This window comes from Tolypothrix tenuis PCC 7101, assembly GCF_963874875.1.
GTDB lineage: Bacteria > Cyanobacteriota > Cyanobacteriia > Cyanobacteriales > Nostocaceae > Aulosira > Aulosira tenue.
The window spans coordinates 6,662,464-6,684,261 of sequence record NZ_CAWNJS010000001.1 but is presented as its reverse complement, the minus strand read 5'-3'; the positions used below and the strand labels follow the sequence as shown (position 1 = coordinate 6,684,261).

13 protein-coding genes and 1 pseudogene are annotated in these 21,798 nt (G+C 41.9%); 7 read left to right on the top strand and 7 right to left on the bottom strand.

Features of this window, described 5'->3' with window-relative positions; translation table 11 throughout:
- Positions 1 to 1,186 precede the first annotated feature (1,186 nt).
- Together AACU25_RS26355 and AACU25_RS26350 are read left to right on the top strand one after the other, a co-directional pair.
- Positions 1,187 to 1,396 (top strand): hypothetical protein, encoded by a 210-nt coding sequence (locus AACU25_RS26355; RefSeq protein ID WP_096580744.1) that lies wholly within the window; start codon positions 1,187 to 1,189, stop codon positions 1,394 to 1,396.
- A 356-nt stretch (positions 1,397 to 1,752) separates the two neighbouring features.
- Positions 1,753 to 2,997, top strand: coding sequence for an FAD-dependent hydroxylase (locus AACU25_RS26350; protein WP_096580742.1), 1,245 nt, complete (start codon positions 1,753 to 1,755; stop codon positions 2,995 to 2,997).
- 155 nt (positions 2,998 to 3,152) lie between these two features.
- Here AACU25_RS26350 and AACU25_RS26345 read toward each other — a convergent pair whose 3' ends face one another.
- Entirely contained in the window at positions 3,153 to 7,703 is a 4,551-nt protein-coding gene (locus AACU25_RS26345) for a PAS domain S-box protein (RefSeq protein WP_096580740.1), read from the bottom strand.
- Between the two features lie 33 nt (positions 7,704 to 7,736).
- Positions 7,737 to 7,925: a hypothetical protein gene (locus tag AACU25_RS26340; protein WP_096580738.1), complete on the bottom strand. Its 189-nt coding sequence runs from the start codon at positions 7,923 to 7,925 to the stop codon at positions 7,737 to 7,739.
- 891 nt (positions 7,926 to 8,816) lie between these two features.
- On the opposite strand from AACU25_RS26340, the gene AACU25_RS26335 reads away from it, so the two are divergent.
- The 3 genes from AACU25_RS26335 (at position 8,817) to AACU25_RS26325 (ending at position 12,594) form a co-directional block, all read left to right on the top strand.
- A complete protein-coding gene (locus AACU25_RS26335) occupies positions 8,817 to 11,012 on the top strand; it encodes a lytic transglycosylase domain-containing protein (RefSeq protein ID WP_096580734.1) in 2,196 nt (731 codons plus the stop codon).
- A gap of 218 nt (positions 11,013 to 11,230) precedes the next feature.
- Complete coding sequence (gene tatC, locus AACU25_RS26330) at positions 11,231 to 12,067, top strand: twin-arginine translocase subunit TatC (RefSeq protein ID WP_096580730.1); 837 nt, start codon at positions 11,231 to 11,233, stop codon at positions 12,065 to 12,067.
- A gap of 176 nt (positions 12,068 to 12,243) precedes the next feature.
- Complete coding sequence (locus tag AACU25_RS26325; RefSeq protein WP_096580728.1) at positions 12,244 to 12,594, top strand: tRNA-binding protein; 351 nt, start codon at positions 12,244 to 12,246, stop codon at positions 12,592 to 12,594.
- Between the two features lie 37 nt (positions 12,595 to 12,631).
- Here the strand turns inward: AACU25_RS26325 and AACU25_RS26320 are convergent, their stop codons facing one another.
- Together AACU25_RS26320 and AACU25_RS26315 are read right to left on the bottom strand one after the other, a co-directional pair.
- Positions 12,632 to 13,495 carry a fructosamine kinase family protein gene (locus AACU25_RS26320; protein WP_096580726.1) on the bottom strand — a complete coding sequence of 288 codons (864 nt, stop codon included), beginning with the start codon at positions 13,493 to 13,495 and terminating at the stop codon, positions 12,632 to 12,634.
- A 140-nt stretch (positions 13,496 to 13,635) separates the two neighbouring features.
- A complete protein-coding gene (locus AACU25_RS26315) occupies positions 13,636 to 14,919 on the bottom strand; it encodes a M16 family metallopeptidase (protein WP_096580724.1) in 1,284 nt (427 codons plus the stop codon).
- Between the two features lie 300 nt (positions 14,920 to 15,219).
- Between AACU25_RS26315 and AACU25_RS26310 the strand changes: the two genes are divergently transcribed.
- The gene (locus AACU25_RS26310; protein WP_096580722.1) at positions 15,220 to 15,642 is read left to right on the top strand and encodes a hypothetical protein; all 423 of its coding nucleotides are present in this window, start codon (positions 15,220 to 15,222) and stop codon (positions 15,640 to 15,642) included.
- Here AACU25_RS26310 and AACU25_RS26305 read toward each other — a convergent pair.
- The 3 genes and pseudogenes from AACU25_RS26305 to AACU25_RS26295 form a co-directional block, all read right to left on the bottom strand.
- A complete protein-coding gene (locus tag AACU25_RS26305; RefSeq protein ID WP_096580720.1) occupies positions 15,639 to 18,581 on the bottom strand; it encodes a pentapeptide repeat-containing protein in 2,943 nt (980 codons plus the stop codon). The genes AACU25_RS26310 and AACU25_RS26305 overlap by 4 nt on opposite strands.
- A 414-nt stretch (positions 18,582 to 18,995) precedes the next feature.
- A complete protein-coding gene (locus tag AACU25_RS26300; RefSeq protein WP_190445780.1) occupies positions 18,996 to 19,361 on the bottom strand; it encodes a hypothetical protein in 366 nt (121 codons plus the stop codon).
- A gap of 66 nt (positions 19,362 to 19,427) precedes the next feature.
- A pseudogene (locus AACU25_RS26295) lies at positions 19,428 to 19,927 on the bottom strand (hypothetical protein).
- A 187-nt stretch (positions 19,928 to 20,114) separates the two neighbouring features.
- On the opposite strand from AACU25_RS26295, the gene crtD reads away from it, so the two are divergent.
- A complete protein-coding gene (gene crtD / locus AACU25_RS26290; protein ID WP_096580716.1) occupies positions 20,115 to 21,626 on the top strand; it encodes a C-3',4' desaturase CrtD in 1,512 nt (503 codons plus the stop codon).
- Positions 21,627 to 21,798 lie beyond the last annotated feature (172 nt).

Genomic DNA, 21,798 nt, shown 5'->3' with positions numbered 1-21,798 from the left:
TGCAAACTTTTGACATAAGGCTATGGGATGCTTTGATTGTTCATATATATATGAATCCTCACCAAATTTATTTCATCCTGTAGCCGTTTTCGCACTTTCAGCCCTAGTCAACATTTTTTTGCTCAGAATATTATCTAGTAGATAATATTTGCTATGGCTATTAGAACAGTGTCACCAGAGTAATGAACAACCTCTAAGAGAACCGAGAACACACAATGCTTGGTGCCAGGATAAGGGGAAAAAGGAGAAATCCCAGAAAAAACATTTAACCCTTACCCTGCAAGCTTTTTCTCAAATCTCATTCAAAGTTGCAAATACTGTAATTTTTATTGTCGAGCAAAAAGGAAAGTAGAATTGTATAAAATTTTTCTATAAATAAAATCATAGTAAAATCATAGCCAGACATACCATTTCCGGGAAACGTAGTGACATAGCTATCGACAAAAACAATTTCTTCAGAGAATAATATAGAAATCTACATATAAAATTCATATAAATTACAAGATATTGGCATAGTATTTTGTCATACTAATATTGTCTGTTATTGAATGAGATTAACATCTCTGAGATAGGCGTTAGCTCGAACTTAATTTCTCGCTTCAGCCTTAGCTGCTACTCACAAGCTTGTTTAAGAGCAAGTGATTTGAGGCTCCTACGCAGCAGACTTTAGCAAGAAACAGTTACTGCTAATCTTGAAGTTTGATAGCAGATATATATTAATTTTTGATTTTCCCGTAACTACACACTATACCATTTAGACCTGGTGCCTCTAGCAGCAGGTTTTTTTGTATTCTTGATTGAGCAATTACAGCAGATTGCAACTTTGTGATACCTATTTAAAAAATAATTGCGACAGATAGATTTACAGAAGTCTCAACCAGAAGGCAATTCTTATGTTGCTGAGTTGTGGTGAACTGTTATTAAACATGAAGATACAGCTTACTGAGTTGTCTATTTCAAGAATTCACCATAATTAATGAGATTTTTTTATGTCTATGTAAAAGTCAACACAACATAGGAAATTACGCCATAAGCAAATTGTGAGAAACTGGTAAAAGTATAATGCAAATAAGTTTTATTTATCAAACAAATTACATCAAAAATTCATAGGAATAACAAGACAAAGTCATATACCTTTGGGATAGTTAAATTGTTCAGATTTGAATCAAGGAAATCTCCAGCTACCATGAATAAATTCGCTAAAGGTGTATTGTTGGCTTTAGTTATTGCTACACCCGTAGCTATTGCTGCACCAAGTTTCCAAGCTGAAGCTGCTACTCAAAACACCACTCATCATCTAGTAAGCTCTAAAACTAAAAGTGGTAAATCTTTGAAACACAAACACCTAAGACATCATCTAAAGAAACATACAAACTTAAAGACCAATAAAAAGTAAATTATTACTCTTTTTCAAGAGTTTATTTCAGAAATATTGGATAATTGTGCCAATATTTATAGTTGCTTTGTGTGCAATTTTTTCTTTATTTATCTTCGCTCAAAATTCAGAATATTAAACCTCGCTACCGCGTTCGTCATTAGCGAGGTTTTTTCTTGTTTAAACAGATTCATGAAGAAGGGGAAGAGTTAAAGGGGGCAGGGAGCAGGGGGAGAATTATCTGTAGCCGGGATTTAGAGAAATGGTATTAATCCAAAATCTAAAATCTAAAATCCAAAATCTAAAATGGGATAACTTGCTCTAGACCACGCGATCGCGTAAGAATAATAGTTAAGATGCTGTAACTTGTCTTAACAATGCCGCAAACTCTCACCCCTCCCCAAATACCCACAGACAAACGGGGATACGACTATGATTTGGTAATTGTCGGCGGCGGGATTATTGGATTAACCCTAGCCTCTGCTTTAAAAGATTCTGGCTTGAGTATACTGCTGGTGGAAGCGAAAGTTGCCTCAGCCGCAGTTGCTAAGGGACAAGCCTATGCAATCCATATGCTTTCGGCGCTGATTTACCAAGGAATTGGGATTTGGGACAAGATGTTGCCTCAAATCGCTAAATATCAGCGTGTACGCCTATCTGATGCTGATTTCCCAGAAGTAGTGGAATTTGAAACAGCAGATTTAGGCAAGCCAGAGTTGGGTTATGTAGCAGAACACCAAGCACTGTTGTACCCGTTGCAAGAATTTGTGCGCGATTGTGCGAATGTAACTTATATATGTCCAGCAGAAGTACTAAGAACAGAGTACCAAAAGGACATAGTAACTATAGATATTAAAGTAGCTGAAGAAGTCCGCACAGTCCGCAGTAAATTAGTGGTAGCCGCAGATGGATCGCGATCGCCGATTCGCCAAGCCGCGAACATTAAAACTCATGGTTGGAAATATTGGCAATCTTGTATCGTCGCCTTTGTTCAACCAGAAAAACCCCACAATAATACCGCTTACGAGAAATTCTGGACTAGCGGGCCATTTGCGATTTTACCTTTACCGGGAAACCGTTGCCGCATTGTGTGGACAGCTCCCCACGCCGAAGCCAAAGCCTTATGTGAATTAGATGACGAGCAATTTTTAGCAGAACTTAGCCGTCGCTTTGGCAATCAGATGGGTAAATTGAAACTATTAGGCGATCGCTTTATTTTTCCAGTGCAACTGATGCAAAGCGATCGCTATGTCTTACCCCGATTGGCTTTAGTTGGTGACGCAGCCCACAATTGCCATCCTGTAGGCGGACAAGGTTTAAATCTCGGAGTTCGTGATGTCGCAGCTTTAGCACAAGTCATCCAAAAAGCCAACGCCTCTGGCGAAGATATTGGCAAAATTCAAGTACTCAAACGCTACGAACGCTGGCGACAACGAGAAAACCTGACAATTTTAGGTTTCACCGATTTATTAGATCGGATGTTTTCTAACAACTTCCTCCCCGTATTATTAGTACGTCGCCTAGGTTTATGGATTATGCGCCGAGTACCAATCCTCAAAATCAACGTTCTCAAATTGATGATTGGGTTAAAAGGAAGAACTCCAGAATTGGCGAAAAGGTGAAATGGGCATGGGGCATGGGGCATTGGGCATGGTAATGGGTAATTGGTAATTGGTAATTGGTAATGGTATTTATCTCCTTTTCCCCTTTCCCCCTTTTCCCTCATCCCAATCCCCAATCCCCAGTCCCCAGTCCCCAATCCCCAATCCCCAGTCCCTCAACAACTCCTCCAGTCATTCCGCCCTACAGCTTGAGCAATTATGGCTGCCAAGTCTGACGGGTTGATGGGCTTGGTAATGTGGGTTTGAAAGCCGGCGGAAAGGGCTTGTTGCTGGTTAATTTCGCCTGCATAGGCAGTCAGGGCGATCGCGGGAATTTGTCTGCCTAGTTCTGATGGCATGGATCTGAGTTGCCGGATGAGCATATAACCATCCATGTCTGGCATTCCGATGTCGCTTAATAACACATGGGGCTGGAAGTGGGTTAACGCCTGTAATGCTTCCAAAGCCGATCGCGCTTGCATGACTTCTGCTCCCGATTCTTCCAGAATGAAGCTAATTAATTCTCGAGTATCGACTTCATCATCAACCACGAGAACTTTGACACCAGCCAAATCAGGAGAGAAATTGATTGCTGGATCGCTGTGATTGCTGGCTAAATTTAGCTGGATGATTGGCAGGGTGACGGTAAATGTAGCCCCTTGCCCTTCTCCACCACTTTCGGCTTTGACTGTCCCTCCATGTAACTCTACTAAGTGGCGGACAATGGCTAACCCTAACCCTAAGCCGCCAAATTTCCGGGTACTGGTGCCATCGGCTTGGCGGAAGTAGTCAAACACATAGGGTAAAAATTCTGGGCTAATGCCTTTACCTGTATCTCGCACCTGTAATTGCACTTGGGAAGCTTGGTATTCTACAGCTATTTCTATTTGTCCGTGTTTTGGGGTGAACTTGACTGCGTTAGATACTAAATTCCAGACGACTTGTTGTAAGCGAGCCGAATCACCAACCACAGGAGCTATATTTGGTTGCACTGACACCTGTAGCTGAATGCATTTGGCTTCGGCTGCTAGTCGCACAGTTTCAATCGCGGCGTTGATGGTTGCTGCTAAATCAACTTGAGTAATATTCAAACTCAGCTTGCCTTGGAGGATACGGGAAACATCTAGTAAATCTTCTATCAGTTCAGTTTGCAGCTTGGCATTGCGCTCTATAGTTTCTAAAGCACGAACTGTAGTTGCTTCATCATACTTTTGAGTCCGCAGTAATTGCGACCATCCCAAGATAGGGTTGAGTGGTGTACGTAGTTCGTGTGACAAGACTGCTAAAAATTCGTCCTTGACACGGTTAGCTTGAATTAATTGCTCTGTTTGCTGCTGTAATGAAGCCATCAGTTCGGCACGTTCCAGGGCGATCGCAATCTGGTCGGAAGTGGCTTGCAAGAGTGCGATTTCTTCTGGGGTAAACTGAGTGCGGGTACTGCTGCCAAAAGATAGTACACCCATTAACTTACCGCGCGCAATTAACGGTTGGGCTGCATAAGCTGTAATCTTCAATGTGCAGAGTATTTGAGTATTAGGATGGGTAGAATGCTGCACATTGTTAACAATAATTTGCCGACGCGTGTGGGCTGCTAATCCACAAACTGCTTCCCCAAATTCCAGCGATTCAATTGATGATGCTATTTCATCATCAATCCCACTCCAAGACTTCAACCGCAGTTTTTGCCGATTGTCTTGGGTATCAATTAAATAGCTGAAGTAAAACTGTAAATCCATCTGTGCTGAGAGTTTGGCGAATAAATCGCTCATCAACTCTAGAGGATGTTCGGTGGAGAGCAAATCGCTGGCTGTTTCTGAGAGTAGCTTTAAGCGATCGCTATGCTTTTGTAGGGCTTGTTCTGCTTTTTGGCGTTCCCGTAGCGCCCGTTCGCGTTCAGTAATATCAACTGCGACTCCTCCCACTAAACGTTGCCCAGAGGGATCGGCAATGGGAAATTTATATACTAAAAAGTCGCCAGTCGTATCATCTGGCATGGGGGCTAGTTCAATTGCTTCTACTACTTGATTTGTCTGGGATACCTTTTGAATATTTTTCAGAAATTTTTCTGCAATTTCTACCGGGTAGAGGTCGAAAATACTTTTACCAATTGCGTCATTCGTCAATAATTTGAATGTAGTACTGTACGTAGGGCTTAAGTAAACTATTCTGCCTTTGCTGTCAGTAATCCAAGCGGCAGCTGGACTGTTATCCATAAACGCCTGAAATCTTGCTTCGCTTTGGTGTAGTGCCCTTTCAGTTTGTTTACGGCTACTAATATCCAAAATAAATGCTACTGACTGTTGACGTGATTCCCGTAGTAAGGAATACCCTACAACCACTGGCACTCGGGAACCATCTTTACGAATAAATTCTTTTTCATAGGGAGTACAGGCTCCTTTAACGTGAGCTTCCGCAATTCCCAATTCATCACAATCAAAGTATTCTGGTGGTGTAATATCAACCCACCGCAGTTGTCCAGTTTGCAAATCGGTGCGACTATAACCAATAATTCTTAAAAACTCATCATTAGCTTCTCGGATACTACCGTTTTCATCACCAAAAATAATTCCCACTAAATTCGCTTCAAAAAAACTCCGCAGCCGTTCTTCGCTAGCGCGTACCGCTGCTTCTGCTTGTCTGTGAGCAGTGATATCCATCATCGTCACTAAAACACTGTCAAATTCGGCAGTTGGTGGCGGAAAGGTAATTGTAAATAAAATATTTAATTGCTTTCCTTGCAGGGTTTGGAGAATTGTTTCTGATTCCAAATAGTTTTGCCCAGCAACTAATACCAAAAGTTCTTGGACAAATACTTCTACTGTTTCTGGGACAAATATTCGGTGCAAGAAACCCAGCAGTTGATTTTTGTCTTCAGCGCCAAACATTTTGACGGCGGCGTTATTGGCATTGACAATTCTCACTGTGCCAATTAACTGTTCTACAAAATCAGGGTGTTCAGCAAAGAAGGTGGCAAAATCTTCAATACCTTGGGCTTTCAAAGTATCTAATGCTGTTTTGATGAGGGAAAAATCTTCTTCAAAAATTGCTACACCTGCGGCTTCAAAAATGTAACGGTATTTCCGTTCTTGGATTTTGAGCGCAGCTTCAGCTTGCTGGCGTTTGCGTAATGCGGTTTGCTGGAGACTAATATCTGTGGTGCTACCTACTACACGTTTTGGTTGCCCATCAGCTCCCCACTCTACAACGATTCCTTGATCGAGTACATTAATATATTCGTTATCTTGCTTGCGAACTCGATACTCTACAGCAAAGCGTTCTTGATGATTTTCCCAAGCTGCTGCTGCTTCTGTTTGTACAGAGGCTAAATCTTCTGGGTGCACTAGTTCCCGCCACCATTCACCGGTGGGTTGAGTATCTCCTAGCTGATAGCCCAAAATCCGGGTTAAGCCCTCAGTTCGCTCTACAGTATCATTTGGCACATCCCAGTCATAAATTAGACAATTAACAGCCTTAGCTGCTAACTCAAAACGCTCATTCGCCTGTCTCAAACTGACTTCACTTTCTCGCAAAGCTTGCTCAACTTGCTTGATGCGAGTGATATCAATAGCGGTAATCCCAACTCCCAAAACATAGCCATCCGCTAAACAAACTGGGTAGTAATTCACTAAAGTGTGTTGCCAGCAGCCGGATAAATTGCTTTCCTGACGAATTTCTTGATTTAGTACAGGTTCTTGACTCTGAATCACCTGTTCCAAAATCGGGATGATTTGGGATGCTTTCTCCGGTAGCACTTCTGATAATGTGCGTCCGAGATGTTCGCTGACAGAAATGCCATGCATCGCTGCTAAGGCTTCATTGGCATGAACATAACGCCAATCGCGATCCAAAAAAGCCAAAGCGGTAGGGGAACTAGTTAAAAAGGCATTGAGTACAGTTTCACTTTTTTGCTTTGCCCATTCTGCTTGCTGGCGATCGCGTAGCGCTACTTGCTTATCGCTAATATTGTGAAAATATGACGTTATTCCCTGCTCAGAGGGATAAACATGGATATCGTACCAGCAGTCACAAGGTTGATAATAAAATTCAAAGTGAATCGGCTCTCTGGCGACGAGACATCGATGATATTGCTGGTAAACTTCTGTATTAACTAATACTGGGCACAACTGCCAGAGATTTTTACCCAATAATTCCTGCCGAGGCTTACCTATGACGGACTCTCCGCCTCGGTTAATGTAGGTAATACACCAATTACTATCTAAGGCATAGAAAGCATCGGTCATGCTTTCTAAAATGTTGGTAACTTCCTGTTTGGTGGCTGCTAGCTCATCTATTAATTCTTGTTGGCGCAGTAAGGTAGCCTGGCGCACTTGACGCATCTTCAAATTGACTTCAATTCTGGCCAATAATTGAGAATCAGAAAATGGTTGGCTGAGATAATCATCAGCACCAGCCGCCAATGCATCTGTACAAATCTCTTCCTCAGCCTGTGCTGACAGCAAAAAGACAGTTAAATCTTGCGTTTGGGGATGGGAACGTAGCGATCGCATCCACTCCCATTCATTGCTTCCTGCTAACATCACATCCGCGATGACTAAGTCAGGAAGCGGCTGTTGTTGTTGGATTGTACTTAAGGTATCTATTCCCTCTCCTACCTGCACCTCATACCGTTGGCTTAACAGCTGCTGCAAGCGATCGCGCATTTCTGTACCATTGTCAGCCAAGAAAATTTTGGCGGCAGGGGTATTTACCTTTGCTTCCCAAGTCACAGTCTCAGCTCCTAATTATTAAAAGTACCTGGACTAGGAGTGCAGTAACTCCTCAATCTGCTTCAAAGGCAACTGTAATGGTTGTTTCCATCTCTTCTGCCGACAGTTTCCTGTTTCGAGAGCACCTCTTAATTGGGTAGTTAACTGTTCTGTGGACAGATAAATTTGCTGCCGCAGAACACAACCTAAATCTGAAAAATTCAGATGTTTTATTACAGGCATCTTATGTTTTTTATGTTTATATATAGATTGAAGATTAAAACAAATCTTGTGTTCTTGGTCTCTTACCTAAGAAATATTTTAATGATTAATATCATTCTTACTTATGTATATTCCTGTTGACAGAAGAGACTAGAGGCTTATTGCTGAGTCAAAGCTATGAGCATTTTTGGCAATTGTTTTGATAATTATTAAGATTCGCTTTAGCTTTAATCTTAACTATTGTTTAATAATCCAATAAAGATTGTATAGCTATAAATTTACCAGTATTTTATAGATAATTATTCCTAAAATTACTGAGATAAAATTGATTAAATCTGCATTAATTGATTACTATAAAAATTGTTAAACCAAATAATTTACCAAAATTTGAAATTATTTTTATTAAAAAAAATAACAATTTATTTCTAAATATTAACCTAGCAATTTTACTCAAGATTTGCTTTCCAGCAAGGGGAATTTTTCTAAATCAAAATATGTTCAGTAGCTATTATCTATGAAATTGGCTGAAATTGATGATTGCGTCTGTTGTGTCTACTCTAGGGTGAATACAACATTAATCAAAAGTTGGAGATTTAATTTATCAAATAGGCTCCAGGCAAAAAGAATCGCCCACTACCAGCAAATTGAGAGCGAACAAAGAATAAAACTTAACTTTTATTAAGTGTATTTAATTGCGAAATTTTCGATTAAATTAGCCTATCCTATACTGAAAGATAGATTTGATGGGATCGCTGATGGGCTAAAACTCATGACAATCCGGGATCAACCTATCATTAACAGGCTTTACAGCTTTGTGCATCAGATTAAAAGCAAAAATGGAAAAGTGACAACACTGACCGCTACTAATGTTAAAGTTTCAAAGACTTCATCTGAAAATTTCAGCGGGTATTCATGCTGAAGCAGCTTAAAAAAAATCCAATTCCTGTAATTGTCGGTGCTGGACTCTGCGCTTTCTTAGCCGGGGCAATGGTTTCAGCACCTCAGCTTGGAAAATCCCTAGGGCAATGGCTAAAGTACGGCAACGATAAAACTGAACAAATATCGGAGACTAGCAAAGCGAAATCAGCCGTTTATCCCCTGGTATCCAAATCTCTACCAGAACGGGCGGCAAAATTAGCAGAAATCGCCGAAAATTCGCGTTCCCTAGACCGAGAACGGGCGCGTTATTTATTGGCGAGTGATTACATTGAAAGAACCCAAGGGAAAAAAGCCCTAGTTTTACTCCAAGGGTTAGAAAAAGAATATCCTATTCTCGCCCCTTATATATTACTGAAACAGGCACAAGCTCAAGATTTGCTGGGTGAAGATGGCAAAGCTTCAGATTTGCGGCAGAAAGTGTTGAAACAATATCCCAAAACAGCAGCCGCAGTTAAAGCCATCTATTTAATTGCTCAACCAAAACAACAGGATATCGCGATCGCACAATTTCCCACCCATCCCTTAACCTGGGAAATTATTCGCAAGCGCTTAGACGAAAATCCCAAACAGCCACAATTGCAGTTAAAGTTAGCCCAATACGCAGCTGACCAACCTGGAACCGTAGGAGTGTTGGATGATTTAGCTAAGGAGTCAACTCTTAAACCTGAAGATTGGGAAATTATTGGTACAGCCTACTGGACAAACAATCAATTTGAAAAAGCCGCAAAAGCTTACGCCAAAGCACCCAAAACACCCCGTAGCCTTTACCGTGCTGGACGTGGCTTGCAAGTAGCAGGTAAAGAAAGAGATAAAGCGATCGCAACTTATAAACAATTAGTACAACAATTTCCCGAAGCCCCAGAAAGTGGCACAGCCATACTGCGGTTAGCAGAAATGGCGAAAACCCGTAAAGATGCATTACCTTATCTTGACCAAGCGATCGCGAAATTTCCTAATGTCGCCAGTCAAGCAGTAGTAGAAAAAGCCAAAATCTATCAAAACCTCAAAGATAATAAATCAGCAGCCCAAGCCTGGCAATTACTGATTGGCAAATACGCAAATTCCGATGAAGCCGCCGAATATCGCTGGAAAATTGCCCAAGAAAAAGCCAACGCCAAAGATTATATCGGTGCGTGGCAATGGGCAGAACCAATTCCTACTCAAAACCCTACCAGTATTTTGGCTCCCAGAGCAGGTTTTTGGGTTGGTAAATGGGCAACTCAGTTAGGGAAACAACAAGAAGCGAAAACTGCTTATGAATACGTCATTAGCCAGTTTCCTTACTCTTATTATGCTTGGCGATCGGCAGCAGTCTTAGGGCTAAATGTCGGTAACTTTAATAACCTGCGGCAAATGCAGCCTGAAGTTGTCCCACCCCAGCGTCCCGTCCCCCCAGCCGGTTCTGAAACCTTCAAAGAATTGTATTTGCTAGGACAAGATAGAGATGCTTGGTTGCAATGGGAAACCGAATTTGTCAATAAAGACCAACCCACAGTAGCCGAACAATTCACCGAAGGCTTAATGCAACTGGCCAGAGGCGAAAATAAATTAGGAATTGACACCATTTCTAAATTAGAAGACCGCGAAATTCCCGAAGAAAAAGCCGAATATCAAACTCTTAGCCAACAGATCACTTACTGGCAAGCCCGTTATCCCTTCCCCTATGTCCAAGAGATTGAAAAGTGGTCAAAAGAACGCCAAATCAACCCCTTGCTAGTAACTGCTTTGATTCGCCAAGAGTCACGCTTTGAAGCCAACGCCAAATCTGTCGCCAACGCTATGGGCTTAATGCAGGTATTACCCTCCACCGCCCAATGGATCGCCCCACAAATCAAAGTTGATAGCAAAACCTTAAAACTAGAAGATCCCAACGACAATATCATGTTGGGCACTTGGTATTTGGATCATACCCATCAGCAATATAGTAATAACTCCTTGTTAGCGATCGCTAGTTACAATGCTGGCCCTGGTAACGTAGCCAAATGGCTGCAAACCCTCCCCACACAAGATCCAGATGAATTTGTCGAAAAAATCCCCTTCGACGAAACCCGAAATTACGTCCGTCAAGTATTAGGTAACTACTGGAATTATTTACGACTATACAACCCAGAAATTTCCGCTCTAGTCGCGCAATATTCCAGTGAACACCCCAAATTGCCCAGCAAGTGATGGGGATTGGGGATTGGGGACTGGGGACTGGGGACTGGGGAAAAGGTAAAAAGGAAAAAAGGGAAAAGGGAGATGAGGGGGATGAGGAAGCAGTGAAGAAATATCTATTACCTACCAATTACCAATTACCAATTACCAATTACCCATTCCCAATGCCCAATGCCCCATGCCCCAACCCCCAGTAAAATAGTTAGCAAATGTTGCCTAATTGCTGAACCATGTCGCCACAAAATTTAGACACAGAAACTCAGTCCGATTCACAGGAACAATACCCAGATGTATCTACTGCTACTCCAGCCGAAATTGACGTGGAAGTAGATAGCGATTCTGAGGCTGATCCGCTTGATGATTTACCTGGTGAAGTCGAGATGTCCTTTTTCGACCACCTAGAGGAGTTACGCCAGCGGATTTTCTACGCGCTTATTGCTGTTGCAGTAGGTATTGTTGGCTGTTTCTTATACGTCAGGCCGATTGTTCAGCTATTAGAAGTCCCAGCACAGGGAGTAAAATTTCTTCAACTTGCGCCTGGGGAATATTTCTTTGTTTCTTTGAAAGTCGCAGCCTATAGCGGTTTAGTACTTTCTACTCCTTTCATTCTTTACCAAATTATCCAATTCGTTTTACCTGGTTTAACTCGTCGCGAACGCCGCTTATTAGGGCCTGTAGTTTTAGGTTCCAGCGTGCTATTTGTGGCAGGGTTAGTATTTGCCTATTTTCTACTTATTCCTGCTGCTTTAAAGTTTTTCATCAGCTACGGTGCAGATGTAGTAGAACAACTTTGGTCAATAGAAAAGTATTTTGAATTTGTCTTGTTGCTATTATTTAGTACTGGTTTAGCATTTCAAATTCCTGTCATTCAACTATTACTTGGCGCTTTAGGAATTGTTTCTTCTAAACAAATGTTTTCTGGTTGGCGTTACGTCATTATGGGTGCGGTAGTTTTAGGCGCTGTCCTCACACCTTCTACTGACCCCCTCACCCAAAGTTTGCTAGCTGGTGCAGTTCTAGGCCTTTATTTTGGTGGGATTGGTTTAGTGAAGGTGATAGGGAAGTGATTGGGGAATGGCGCATAGGGCATAGGGCATGGGGCATTGGGGATGAGGCAGATGAGGGAGATGTAGACGCTTTGCGGCTTCCCGCAGTGTGGGGGATGAAGGGAAAAGGGGAAATCACAAACACCAATTACCCATTACCAATTACCCATTACCAAACCCCAAACAACAAATGACCAATGACAAATGACAAACCTAAACAAATCACCTATGAAGATTTTGAAAAAGTTGAAATTCGTGTTGGTAAAGTTATTCAAGTAGAAGATTTTCCTGCAGCACGAAAACCTGCTTATAAACTTTGGATAGACTTTGGTGATTTGGGCATTAAAAAATCTAGTGCCCAGATTACTAAACTTTACCAACCAGAGAATTTACTCAACAAATTAATATTAGCTGTAACTAACTTTCCACCTCGCCAAATCGCAGATTTTATGTCTGAAGTTTTGGTATTAGGCGTAGTTCTCGATGATGGCGAAGTCGTTTTAATTCAGCCAGATAGAGATGTAACTTTAGGTCAAAGAATTCTATAAGCTGTTACGCCCCTACATTTTTACAAATTATGCAACTCTAACCCAAAATTTGGTCAATCATGCGATTCGCTTGGGAAGCATAACCGCCGCCAAATAAATTGAAGTGATTAATAATGTGATAGAGATTATAAAGAGTTTTTCTCTGCTCATAACCTGCATCTAAAGGAAAGACTTCGTTATAACCTTGATAAAAAGCAGATGGGAAACCACCAAATAATTCTGTCATGGCAATATCAACTTCGCGATCGCCAAAATAAGTTGCTGGATCGAATATCACTGGTTCTCCCGAAACTGTACACCCAGCGTTCCCTCCCCATAAATCGCCATGTACTAAGGCGGGTTCCACCTGATGATCTGCCAATAATTCTGCAATAGCGGCTAATAACTTCTCTTGTTTGGGAAAACTCCCTCCTCGTCGCCTAGCTAATTGAAATTGATAACCCAAGCGATGTTTCCCATAAAATTCTGCCCAATCTGCTGTCCAAGTATTGATTTGGGGCGTAGAACCAATAGTATTGTTGATTTTCCAACCAAAACCTTGACTGCTAGTTGCTTTATGCATTGCTGCTAGCTTCCGCCCCATTTCTTGCCAAGAATTGGTATTACCTCCGCCCATTTCCAGCCACTCCAACACAATGTAGCCAGAATTGCCAGCTGTACCCCAGCACAAGGGTTTGGGAACGCGAATACTAGCTGTATTCAGCATTTCCTCCAACCCCAGCGCCTCAGCTTCAAACATGGCAACTTGAGATGCTTGATTTAGCTTCACAAAGTAAGTGCGTTCATCATCAGAGACAGCATAGCCTTGGTTAATACACCCACCACTCACAGAACGCTTTTGCTGACTCTGAAATTTTTCACCAGTCACCCTGCTAATATGGGCATCAATTTCTGTCCACATTGTGTTTGTCATTTTTTATTTGGTGTTTGGTATTTGGGGTTTGGGGTTTGGTAATGGGTAATGGGTAATGGGTAATTGATGTTTGTTATTTCCCCTTTTCTCCCTTTTCCCTTTCCCCTTTTCCCCTCATCCCCTATGCCCTATGCTGGCTTGATGACAACTACACCATAAGCATCGGGAGAAAGGTATTGTTGGGCGGCTTGCATTAAGTCGGTGGCTTCTTGGGCTTGAATGTTTGCGGGGTAGTTAAAGGCTGGTTCTAAATTTCCTAGCATGGATTGATAATAACCATACAAGCCAGCGCGATCGCTTGGTGTTTCATTACCAAAAATAAATCGGTTGGCTACACGTCGGCGTACACGGGCAATTTCTGATTCTTTGACTAGTTCTGTATGTAAAATGCGAATATGTTGTGCGATCGCTTCTTCTACTGCTTGTAAGTTTTCTACTGCACACTTGGCGGAAATATAAAATGTGCCTTGCAGTTGATTACTCATATTACTTACAGAAATCGAAGACACTAAATGCCGTTCTTCTCGCAAATCCTGTACCAGCCTTGATGTGCGTCCGTGGGCTAAAACTCCCGCCAAAACATCGAGTGCGTAAGTTTCATCAATATATTGCAACCCTGGAACTCGCCATACCATTACTAGCCTGGCTTGCTGGAGACTTTCATCAATAAATTCTTGACGGACTATTTCTGTAAACGCAGGTTCGGGCAGATGTGGTGTGTGGTAAGCAGGAAGTGGTGCATTTTTGTTACTAGTAGCTTCAGCAATTCCTTGGGCAACAATATCAATTAATTCTGCTGTCGGTAAATTTCCGACAGCCACAGCGGTAATTGACTGGGGTTGATACATACTCCCGTGGAAATTCCGCATTTGCTGAGGTTGTAGATGGGAAATTACCGATTCTGGCCCCAATACTGGACGGCGATAAGGTAACCGTTCAAACGCCATTTCCATCGACCGCCGAAAAGTCCGCCTCTGGGGATTATCTTCCGAACGCCGAATTTCTTCTAGCACTACCAAGCGTTCCCGTTCAAAAGCGTCATCATCAATACTGGGATTTAATACTACATCTATTTGTAGTGGCGCAAGTTCGGCAAAATCTTTGGGCGCAGTGGTGATGTAGTAATGAGTGTAATCTTGGCTAGTCGCAGCATTAGTAACGGCTCCCCGTTCTTCAATGCGACGTTCAAACTCGCCACTAGCTAGGCGTTCTGTGCCTTTAAAAATCATGTGCTCTAAGAAGTGAGCCATGCCATTAATGGTATCCGATTCTACCGCCGAGCCTACCTTAATCCACAAACTTAAGTTAACGGCTTCAATCGGCATTTGCTCCACTACTATTGTTAAACCGTTGGGTAGCTGGTGTAGTGTTGGAGCATTGAGACGAGGAAATTTTACCAGGGTTGAGGTCATTGCTAGTAGTGAGTGGTGAAGAGGACAGAGAGAAAGCTTTCTTACTTCTCTATCTTATCTAGGAAGGAAGTTCGCGTAGCGTCTCCGCAGGAGAAGGATAAAGGATGAAGTCTGAAGTAAGAATCTCTACAAACTGAACTTTTTTACAAGACGCTACCGCCTAGCTTGCTTCCCCATAAGGGTACTTCTCGTTACATTTACGCCTTTAATGGGCGAAAAATAAAATTTTTCCTTATTCATCATCCATTTTTTTTATTAGTGGGTTAATTTTATACTTCATCCTTTATCCTTCCCGAACAAATGTCACATCACTGGAATCTTACATTTATCGCTTTATATGTTCTCTTCATGGTGATTTTGAATTTTATGTTCCGCGTTGACTGGAATGATTTGGCGAAACTTTACCGCACTGAGGAACCACCACCAGCAAATATCTCACGGTTTGAACATGGTCATGTGGGTTTGGTGTATTACAAAGGAACTTTAAATGTTGGTGTTACTCCCCAAGGGCTGTATGTGAGTATTGTTGCTTTGTTTAGGTTTGGGCTTCCGGCGTTGTTGATTCCTTGGGGTGTGATTAGGAGAATTGAGCCGGCTAATCAATTATTTGTGCAGCGGTTTCGTTTGTATCTCACTAAGCCAGATGTGAAGATTATTTTGAGGAAAGAGGCTTTAGAAGGTGCGAGGAAATATTTAGCTGCACAGGGTATCGAGTGGATTTAGATTTTGCCCTCTAGAATGGTACCGCGAAGATTTGCCCCTTCAAAATTTGCCCCTTTAAGAAAAGCCCGTTCAAGATTCGCCCCTTCCAGATTTGCTCGTTCAAGATTCGCCCCTTCAAGAAACGCCCCTTCCAGATTTGCTCGTTCAAGATTCGCTTCTCCAAGATTCGCCTCTCCAAGAAATGCCCGTGCAAGAAAAGCTCGTTCAAGATTCGCCTCTCCAAGAATTGCCCGTTCAAGAATCGCCTCTTCCAGATTTGCCTGTAAAAGATTCGCTCCTTTAAGAAAAGCCCGTTCAAGATTCGCCTGTATAAGAATTGTCCCTTTAAGAAAAGCCCCTTTAAGAATTGCCCCTACCAGATTCGCTCGCACAAGAATTGCCCCTTCTAGATTCGCTCGTACAAAATTTGCCCGTAAAAGATTCGCCTCTTTAAGATTCGCCCCTTTAAGAAAAGCCCGTTCAAGATTCGCCCCTTCAAGAATTGCCCCTACCAGATTCGCTTCTTTAAGATTCGCCTCTTTAAAATTCGCTTCGTACAAATCTTGGTACTGTAGAATACTATTTTGCAAATCTAAAAAGCTTAAGCAATTTAAGCAAAAAATCTCACTATGAATATGACTATCAACTCTTTGCCCACGTAGGCGAGAAACACAATTACCAAAAGCTTCAGGAGAAGGCCATTTAATCTGAGAAACATTGCGTGTCGCTCTAGCACAAGCATTCAAAACACCTAACAATGCCTCCTCAGCATTACGTGCTTGCCAATTTGCTTCCTGAAAAGTGGATAACTGCAACTTCTCCATCGGCATTCCATTTTTTAACATATAACTTATCAAGTCACATATTGTCAGTTGCCATTCAGCAATATCAACCTGATATTTATCTTGCTGCAATTGAATTTCATTGATAATAAATTTAAAAATATAATCATCCATAGCTGTTGAACCGCATAACTTGGCCCAGCGTTCTAAAGCTTGTAGCTTATTCCATCCATAATCTGAGTCTTCTTCGTTAGCTTTTAGCTGGTTATTGATAATTTTTATTTCCTGAACAATACGCCTTGCTGTTAAATATTCACCAAAGCTTTTGTGAGTAAACTCAAAAGTATCATCACGACCTTTTAGTCCACGTTGACGAAAATAGAAGGCTGTTAATAGACGAGCTAAACTAGCTTTTTTATCTTGTTTAAATATATTTAATATTCGTTCTAGAATGTTGCGGTCACAATACTTTTCAATTTCTGTAACTGTTGTTATCCTGACATCTCCTCCATGCCAAGCAGCAACCGCAATACTTTCTAGAATGCGAACAAAATCTTTTTCTGCCACTCCCTTAATTACTGGGTTATCATTAGCCCAAATTCGCTGATAAACTGCTGTGAGCAAATCTGCATAAATTTCATTGAGGTTACTATTATCGAAAAATTTAACTGCACCACGAACCAAACTCAAAGCGATCAAGTAATTTAACAAAGGCTGGGATGTGATTTCTCTAAAATGTCCCTCGTCTAATTCTTCAGGTAAGCTGTCATATCCTCGGCCGCTTGCTTGACTATATTTACACCACCAAATTTGGCGTTGGTCTTGTTTTAATAAATTTTGGTTGTCAATGTAATTATTATCTTTTATTTCCTCTTCATCTAAAAAATAGGGAAGAACATTAAGGATTTGCTTAGGTTTACGAAAATCGCTTTGATTCTTCTGTATAACCAATTCCCGCCCACTAATTAAAACCTGCAAGCGAGTTTGAACATGATTAAATGCATTGACTTGTCTTTGTACTTCACTTATAAACTTCTGGGCAACTTCCTCACCCATCTTGCCCTGCATAGCTAATTCATCTAAACCGTCAAAAATAATTAGTAATTTTTCTACTGTATTGTCTTTAACCAAAGGATTGGGAGGTAAAGGAATATCACGCAAGTCATTAATAAACTTACCAATGCCATTAACTAAATCATCTTCTGGATCAAACAGATGTAAGGGAATAAATAAAACTGAAATTTTACCTATCTTTGCCTGTATAGCTGCAAAAATTTTACAAAAGGAAGATTTACCGCTTCCTGGGCCACCACTAATTACCCGGATAGCATCATTTTTATCAGCTTCGTCTAACCAAGTTTGGAGTTCTGCTTGTAAATCAACTACAATTCTCTCATTTCTTTTATCTTGTTTATAACTTTCTCTTAGTCCACTGATAAAATCATCATCATATTTAATTTCAACTTTGCGTTCATAGTAAGTGCGGAGGGGAACATAAACTTGTTCTAGACTAAAAGCTTCAGAAAACATCCGTTCATTAACTTGTTTTTGTAACCATATAGAGTAACGTTGCCAAGCTTGTTCTCTTTCGCTTGCTTTAATAAACGGGGTATTTAGTTCAGTTTGTAAAACTGTATATTTATCGCTATTTTTCTTCCATTCTTCAATGAGTGAATAGACAAACTCTGTAGGAAGACGATTACTAATTGCTTCTGCTTGTGCTGGTGTAGAGACAAATTCTGTTAACCACTGGCGAAAAGGTTCTTTGATGGCTAAAACAATAGCTAGTTCTTCAGGATGAGCAAAAAAGTTGCTGTCAATTGTTAATTCTGTGGCTTCTAAATTTTGGAGACAATTTTCTAAACGGTGTTTAACTATAGTCTCAATATCATCATTATCAACTTTTTTGAGTAAATCCTGATTATCATCTACTAAACTAGCCATTGCTTGAATTAAAGAACGAAAAATTAACAACCAAGCTATTTCTCCCGGTTCTTTAGCCAAGCCAACAGCAGCACCCATCTCTACCAAATTTTCGGGTACGTTGCTAACATTACCAGTCAACCCATTTACTACAGCTTTGGTTAGCGCTGTAAAACCACTCCCGAAGTTAACATTAAGACGCTTGCTAAAGACGGAAACAGGCTGCTTGATGAGAATTCCAGGTTTGCTGCTCATAGCTGTTGTATGTTGTATTGTGTTGATAGATATGGGTAGCTCATACCAATTCCCCAAAATCCTGATACATATAGATTCTTCGTAGGGGTTTAGCACTGCTCATTGGTGTCAACTTAAGTTCAAACGCTTATCCCACAAGCCTTTTACCCCTCCCCCTAACCCCTCCCCTTGCCAAGGGGAGGGGAAGTTTTGGCTTTAGACAAAACTGGGGTGGGGTAACGGGGATCTTGATGGTAGGCGATTTGAAGCAAAATCAAGTCCTGATGAGGGTTTCACGTTAAGTTGACACGTATGAGCACAGCTAAACCCTCACCTATGTATAGAAATCATGATTAAAGTGAAACGGTATGAGATATTTAGACGATATTTGCTAGTAATTGTACGCAAATTCACTCTTAAATAGTGTTATTGATACTAAAAAGCTTCAAGTTTCAGCCTCAAAACCTCAAACGTCAGCCTCAAAACCTCAAACGTCAGCCTCAAAGCCTCAAGTTTCAGCCTCAGAACCTCAACTGTCAGCTTCAGAATCTCAAACGTCAGCCTCAAAGCCTCAAGCGTCAGCCTCAGAACCTTAGCTGTCAGCCTCAAAACCTCAACTGTCAGCCACAAAGCCTCAAGCGTCAGCCTCAGAACCTCAACTGTCAGCCTCAGAACCTCAAACTTCAGCTTCAGAACCTCAACTGTCAGCCTCAGAACCTCAAGCTTCAGCCTTAGAACCTCAAGCTTCAGCCTCAAAGCCTCAAGTTTGGTAGGGTGTGTTATCGCGTTAGCGTAACGCACCGTAAATCTCTGGTGGTGCGTTAGGACTAAAGTCCATAACGCACCCTACACCGATTCGCCCTTGTTTTAGTTGATAGTTGTTGCGCTTTTCTTCTTCTTAGAACTGCGAGTAAACCTACGTCCCATCTCATCGATGACTGCATCTAAACCAGCAACATCACTGCTAGTTTTAGCGTAATTGTAAACTGCTAAAGCTGCTGTATATGCTTCACTACCCGCAGTGATACAGGTATCATCCACGAGTTCTTGCAGTTGCGTCAGGGATAAAAGTACTGGATACAAAGCCTCATACAGCGCTACATCCCGGCGCATCTCCTCTACATCAAAGGAACGAGGTAAAAAATTTGGGTTTTGTGTCGCAACTTCCAACGCTTTGCTAACAAAGGCGCGACTTTTATCACCCATCTTTAAAATTTTGCGTCGGTCATCCGTTGTCAAATCTACCAAAAACGGTAACTTTTCGCGAATTGTTGCGTAGACGCGAAGCGGCTTGTCGTAGACATCGCCTGCATTACCGCTTCCCGATCAGCAGGGGAAAAGTTAGCACTGAGACGATTATCAGCCATTTTTATCACTCCTCTGGGATAACTCTTCTCAGTATTCCCAAAGTAAAACAGGCAATTAGCTGATTTAAGCTCACAATCACTGTTCCTTAGCAAATTGCAGCTGATACAACCTTGGGTTATAGCTTGGCGAAAGAACCACTTTTGTTAAAATTAAGAATAATATTAAGAAATATAAACTAAAGTCTCAATGCCCAGTCTATCGCTTGACAAAAAAGCATCTCGTGTCATTGTCGTCGGTGCAGGAATAGGTGGGCTAACTGCTGGCGCATTATTAGCCCATAAAGGTTACAGCGTTTTCATCTTAGACCAAGCCCTTGTACCTGGGGGTTGTGCTTCTACGTTTAAACGCCGAGGATTTACTTTTGATGTCGGCGCAACCCAAGTTGCTGGTTTAGAACCTGGGGGGATTCATCACCGGATTTTCTCAGAATTGGGAATAGATTTACCACAAGCCACACCTTGCGATCCGGCTTGTGCAGTTTATCTTCCTGGGGAATCAACACCAATCAACGTTTGGCGCGATCTCGAAAAATGGCGAGAAGAGCGACAACGACAATTTCCAGGTAGCGAACCATTCTGGCAATTGTTAGCAACTTTATTTCAAGCTAGCTGGGAATTTCAAGGACGCGATCCAGTTCTACCACCACGCAGTTTATGGGATTTGTGGCAGCTAACTCAGGCGGTACGTCCCAGTACATTAATTACTGTGCCCTTCACTTTATTTACTGTGGGCGATGCTTTACGGCTATATGGATTAGGTAACGATCAACGCTTACGGACTTTCTTAGATTTACAACTGAAGCTGTATTCCCAAGTCAATGCAGAAGAAACAGCCTTACTTTATGCAGCCACGGCGTTGAGTGTCTCCCAACTCCCCCAAGGATTATTTCACCTCCAGGGTAGTATGCAAGTTCTAAGCGATCGCCTGGTAGAATCCTTGGAAAGAGATGGCGGTAAATTATTGCTGCGCCACACTGTCGAAAAAATTACCGTAGAAAATGGTCAAGCCAACGCCGTCACTATTCGCAATCAGCAAAGCGGCGAAGTCTGGACAGAAACAGCCGACCATATAATTACTAATGTCACTGTGCAAAACCTCGTCCAGCTTTTAGGCGACGCAGCACCATCAGGTTATAAGCAGCGAGTCGAAAAATTACCCCCATCATCAGGGGCGTTTGTCGTCTATTTAGGTGTAGATGCTAGCGCCATTCCTCCTGAATGCCCGCCGCACCTGCAATTTTTATACAATGCTGATGGCCCAATTGGCGAAAACAATTCTTTATTTGTCTCCGTTAGCCATCCCGGAGATGGTCGCGCCCCGGAAGGTAAAGCCACAATTATTGCTTCATCCTTTGTAGATACACGTAGGTGGTGGCAGACAGAGAATTACGAAGAACTCAAACAGCAGTATACAGAAGAAGCGATCGCCCGCCTAGCAAAGTTCTTCTACCTCAAACCAGAAACCATCATTCACCAAGAAGCCGCCACACCCCGCACCTTTGCTCATTTCACAGCACGCGATCGCGGTATCGTGGGCGGTATCGGTCAACGTATCCCCACCTTCGGCCCCTTTGGTTTTGCCAATCGCACACCAATTAAGCATCTCTGGTTAGTCGGTGACTCCACCCACCCCGGGGAAGGAACAGCCGGAGTAAGTTACTCAGCGCTAACTGTCGTGCGGCAAATATTAAATAGCTGAGTCCAATGTCAAGGGTCAAGGGACAAGGGTCAAGGGTTAAGGGTTAAGGGTTAAGGGTTAAGGGTCAAAAGTCATGACTTCTCCTTCTTCCCCTTGTCCCCAATCCCTAAAATTCCTTAATTTTGAATTTTGAATTTTGAATTTTGAATTGATTTGTCCCCAGTCCCCAATC

What these genes read in the sequence shown, in the direction of transcription:
- AACU25_RS26355 (WP_096580744.1), top strand. Translation starts at nt 1,187, where the DNA reads ATGAATAAATTCGCTAAAGGTGTATTGTTGGCTTTAGTTATTGCTACA.
- AACU25_RS26350 (WP_096580742.1), top strand. Translation starts at nt 1,753, where the DNA reads ATGCCGCAAACTCTCACCCCTCCCCAAATACCCACAGACAAACGGGGA.
- AACU25_RS26340 (WP_096580738.1), bottom strand. Translation starts at nt 7,925, where the DNA reads ATGCCTGTAATAAAACATCTGAATTTTTCAGATTTAGGTTGTGTTCTG.
- AACU25_RS26335 (WP_096580734.1), top strand. Translation starts at nt 8,817, where the DNA reads ATGCTGAAGCAGCTTAAAAAAAATCCAATTCCTGTAATTGTCGGTGCT.
- tatC (WP_096580730.1), top strand. Translation starts at nt 11,231, where the DNA reads ATGTCGCCACAAAATTTAGACACAGAAACTCAGTCCGATTCACAGGAA.
- AACU25_RS26325 (WP_096580728.1), top strand. Translation starts at nt 12,244, where the DNA reads ATGACAAATGACAAACCTAAACAAATCACCTATGAAGATTTTGAAAAA.
- AACU25_RS26320 (WP_096580726.1), bottom strand. Translation starts at nt 13,495, where the DNA reads ATGTGGACAGAAATTGATGCCCATATTAGCAGGGTGACTGGTGAAAAA.
- AACU25_RS26315 (WP_096580724.1), bottom strand. Translation starts at nt 14,919, where the DNA reads ATGACCTCAACCCTGGTAAAATTTCCTCGTCTCAATGCTCCAACACTA.
- AACU25_RS26310 (WP_096580722.1), top strand. Translation starts at nt 15,220, where the DNA reads ATGTCACATCACTGGAATCTTACATTTATCGCTTTATATGTTCTCTTC.
- AACU25_RS26305 (WP_096580720.1), bottom strand. Translation starts at nt 18,581, where the DNA reads ATGAGCAGCAAACCTGGAATTCTCATCAAGCAGCCTGTTTCCGTCTTT.
- crtD (WP_096580716.1), top strand. Translation starts at nt 20,115, where the DNA reads ATGCCCAGTCTATCGCTTGACAAAAAAGCATCTCGTGTCATTGTCGTC.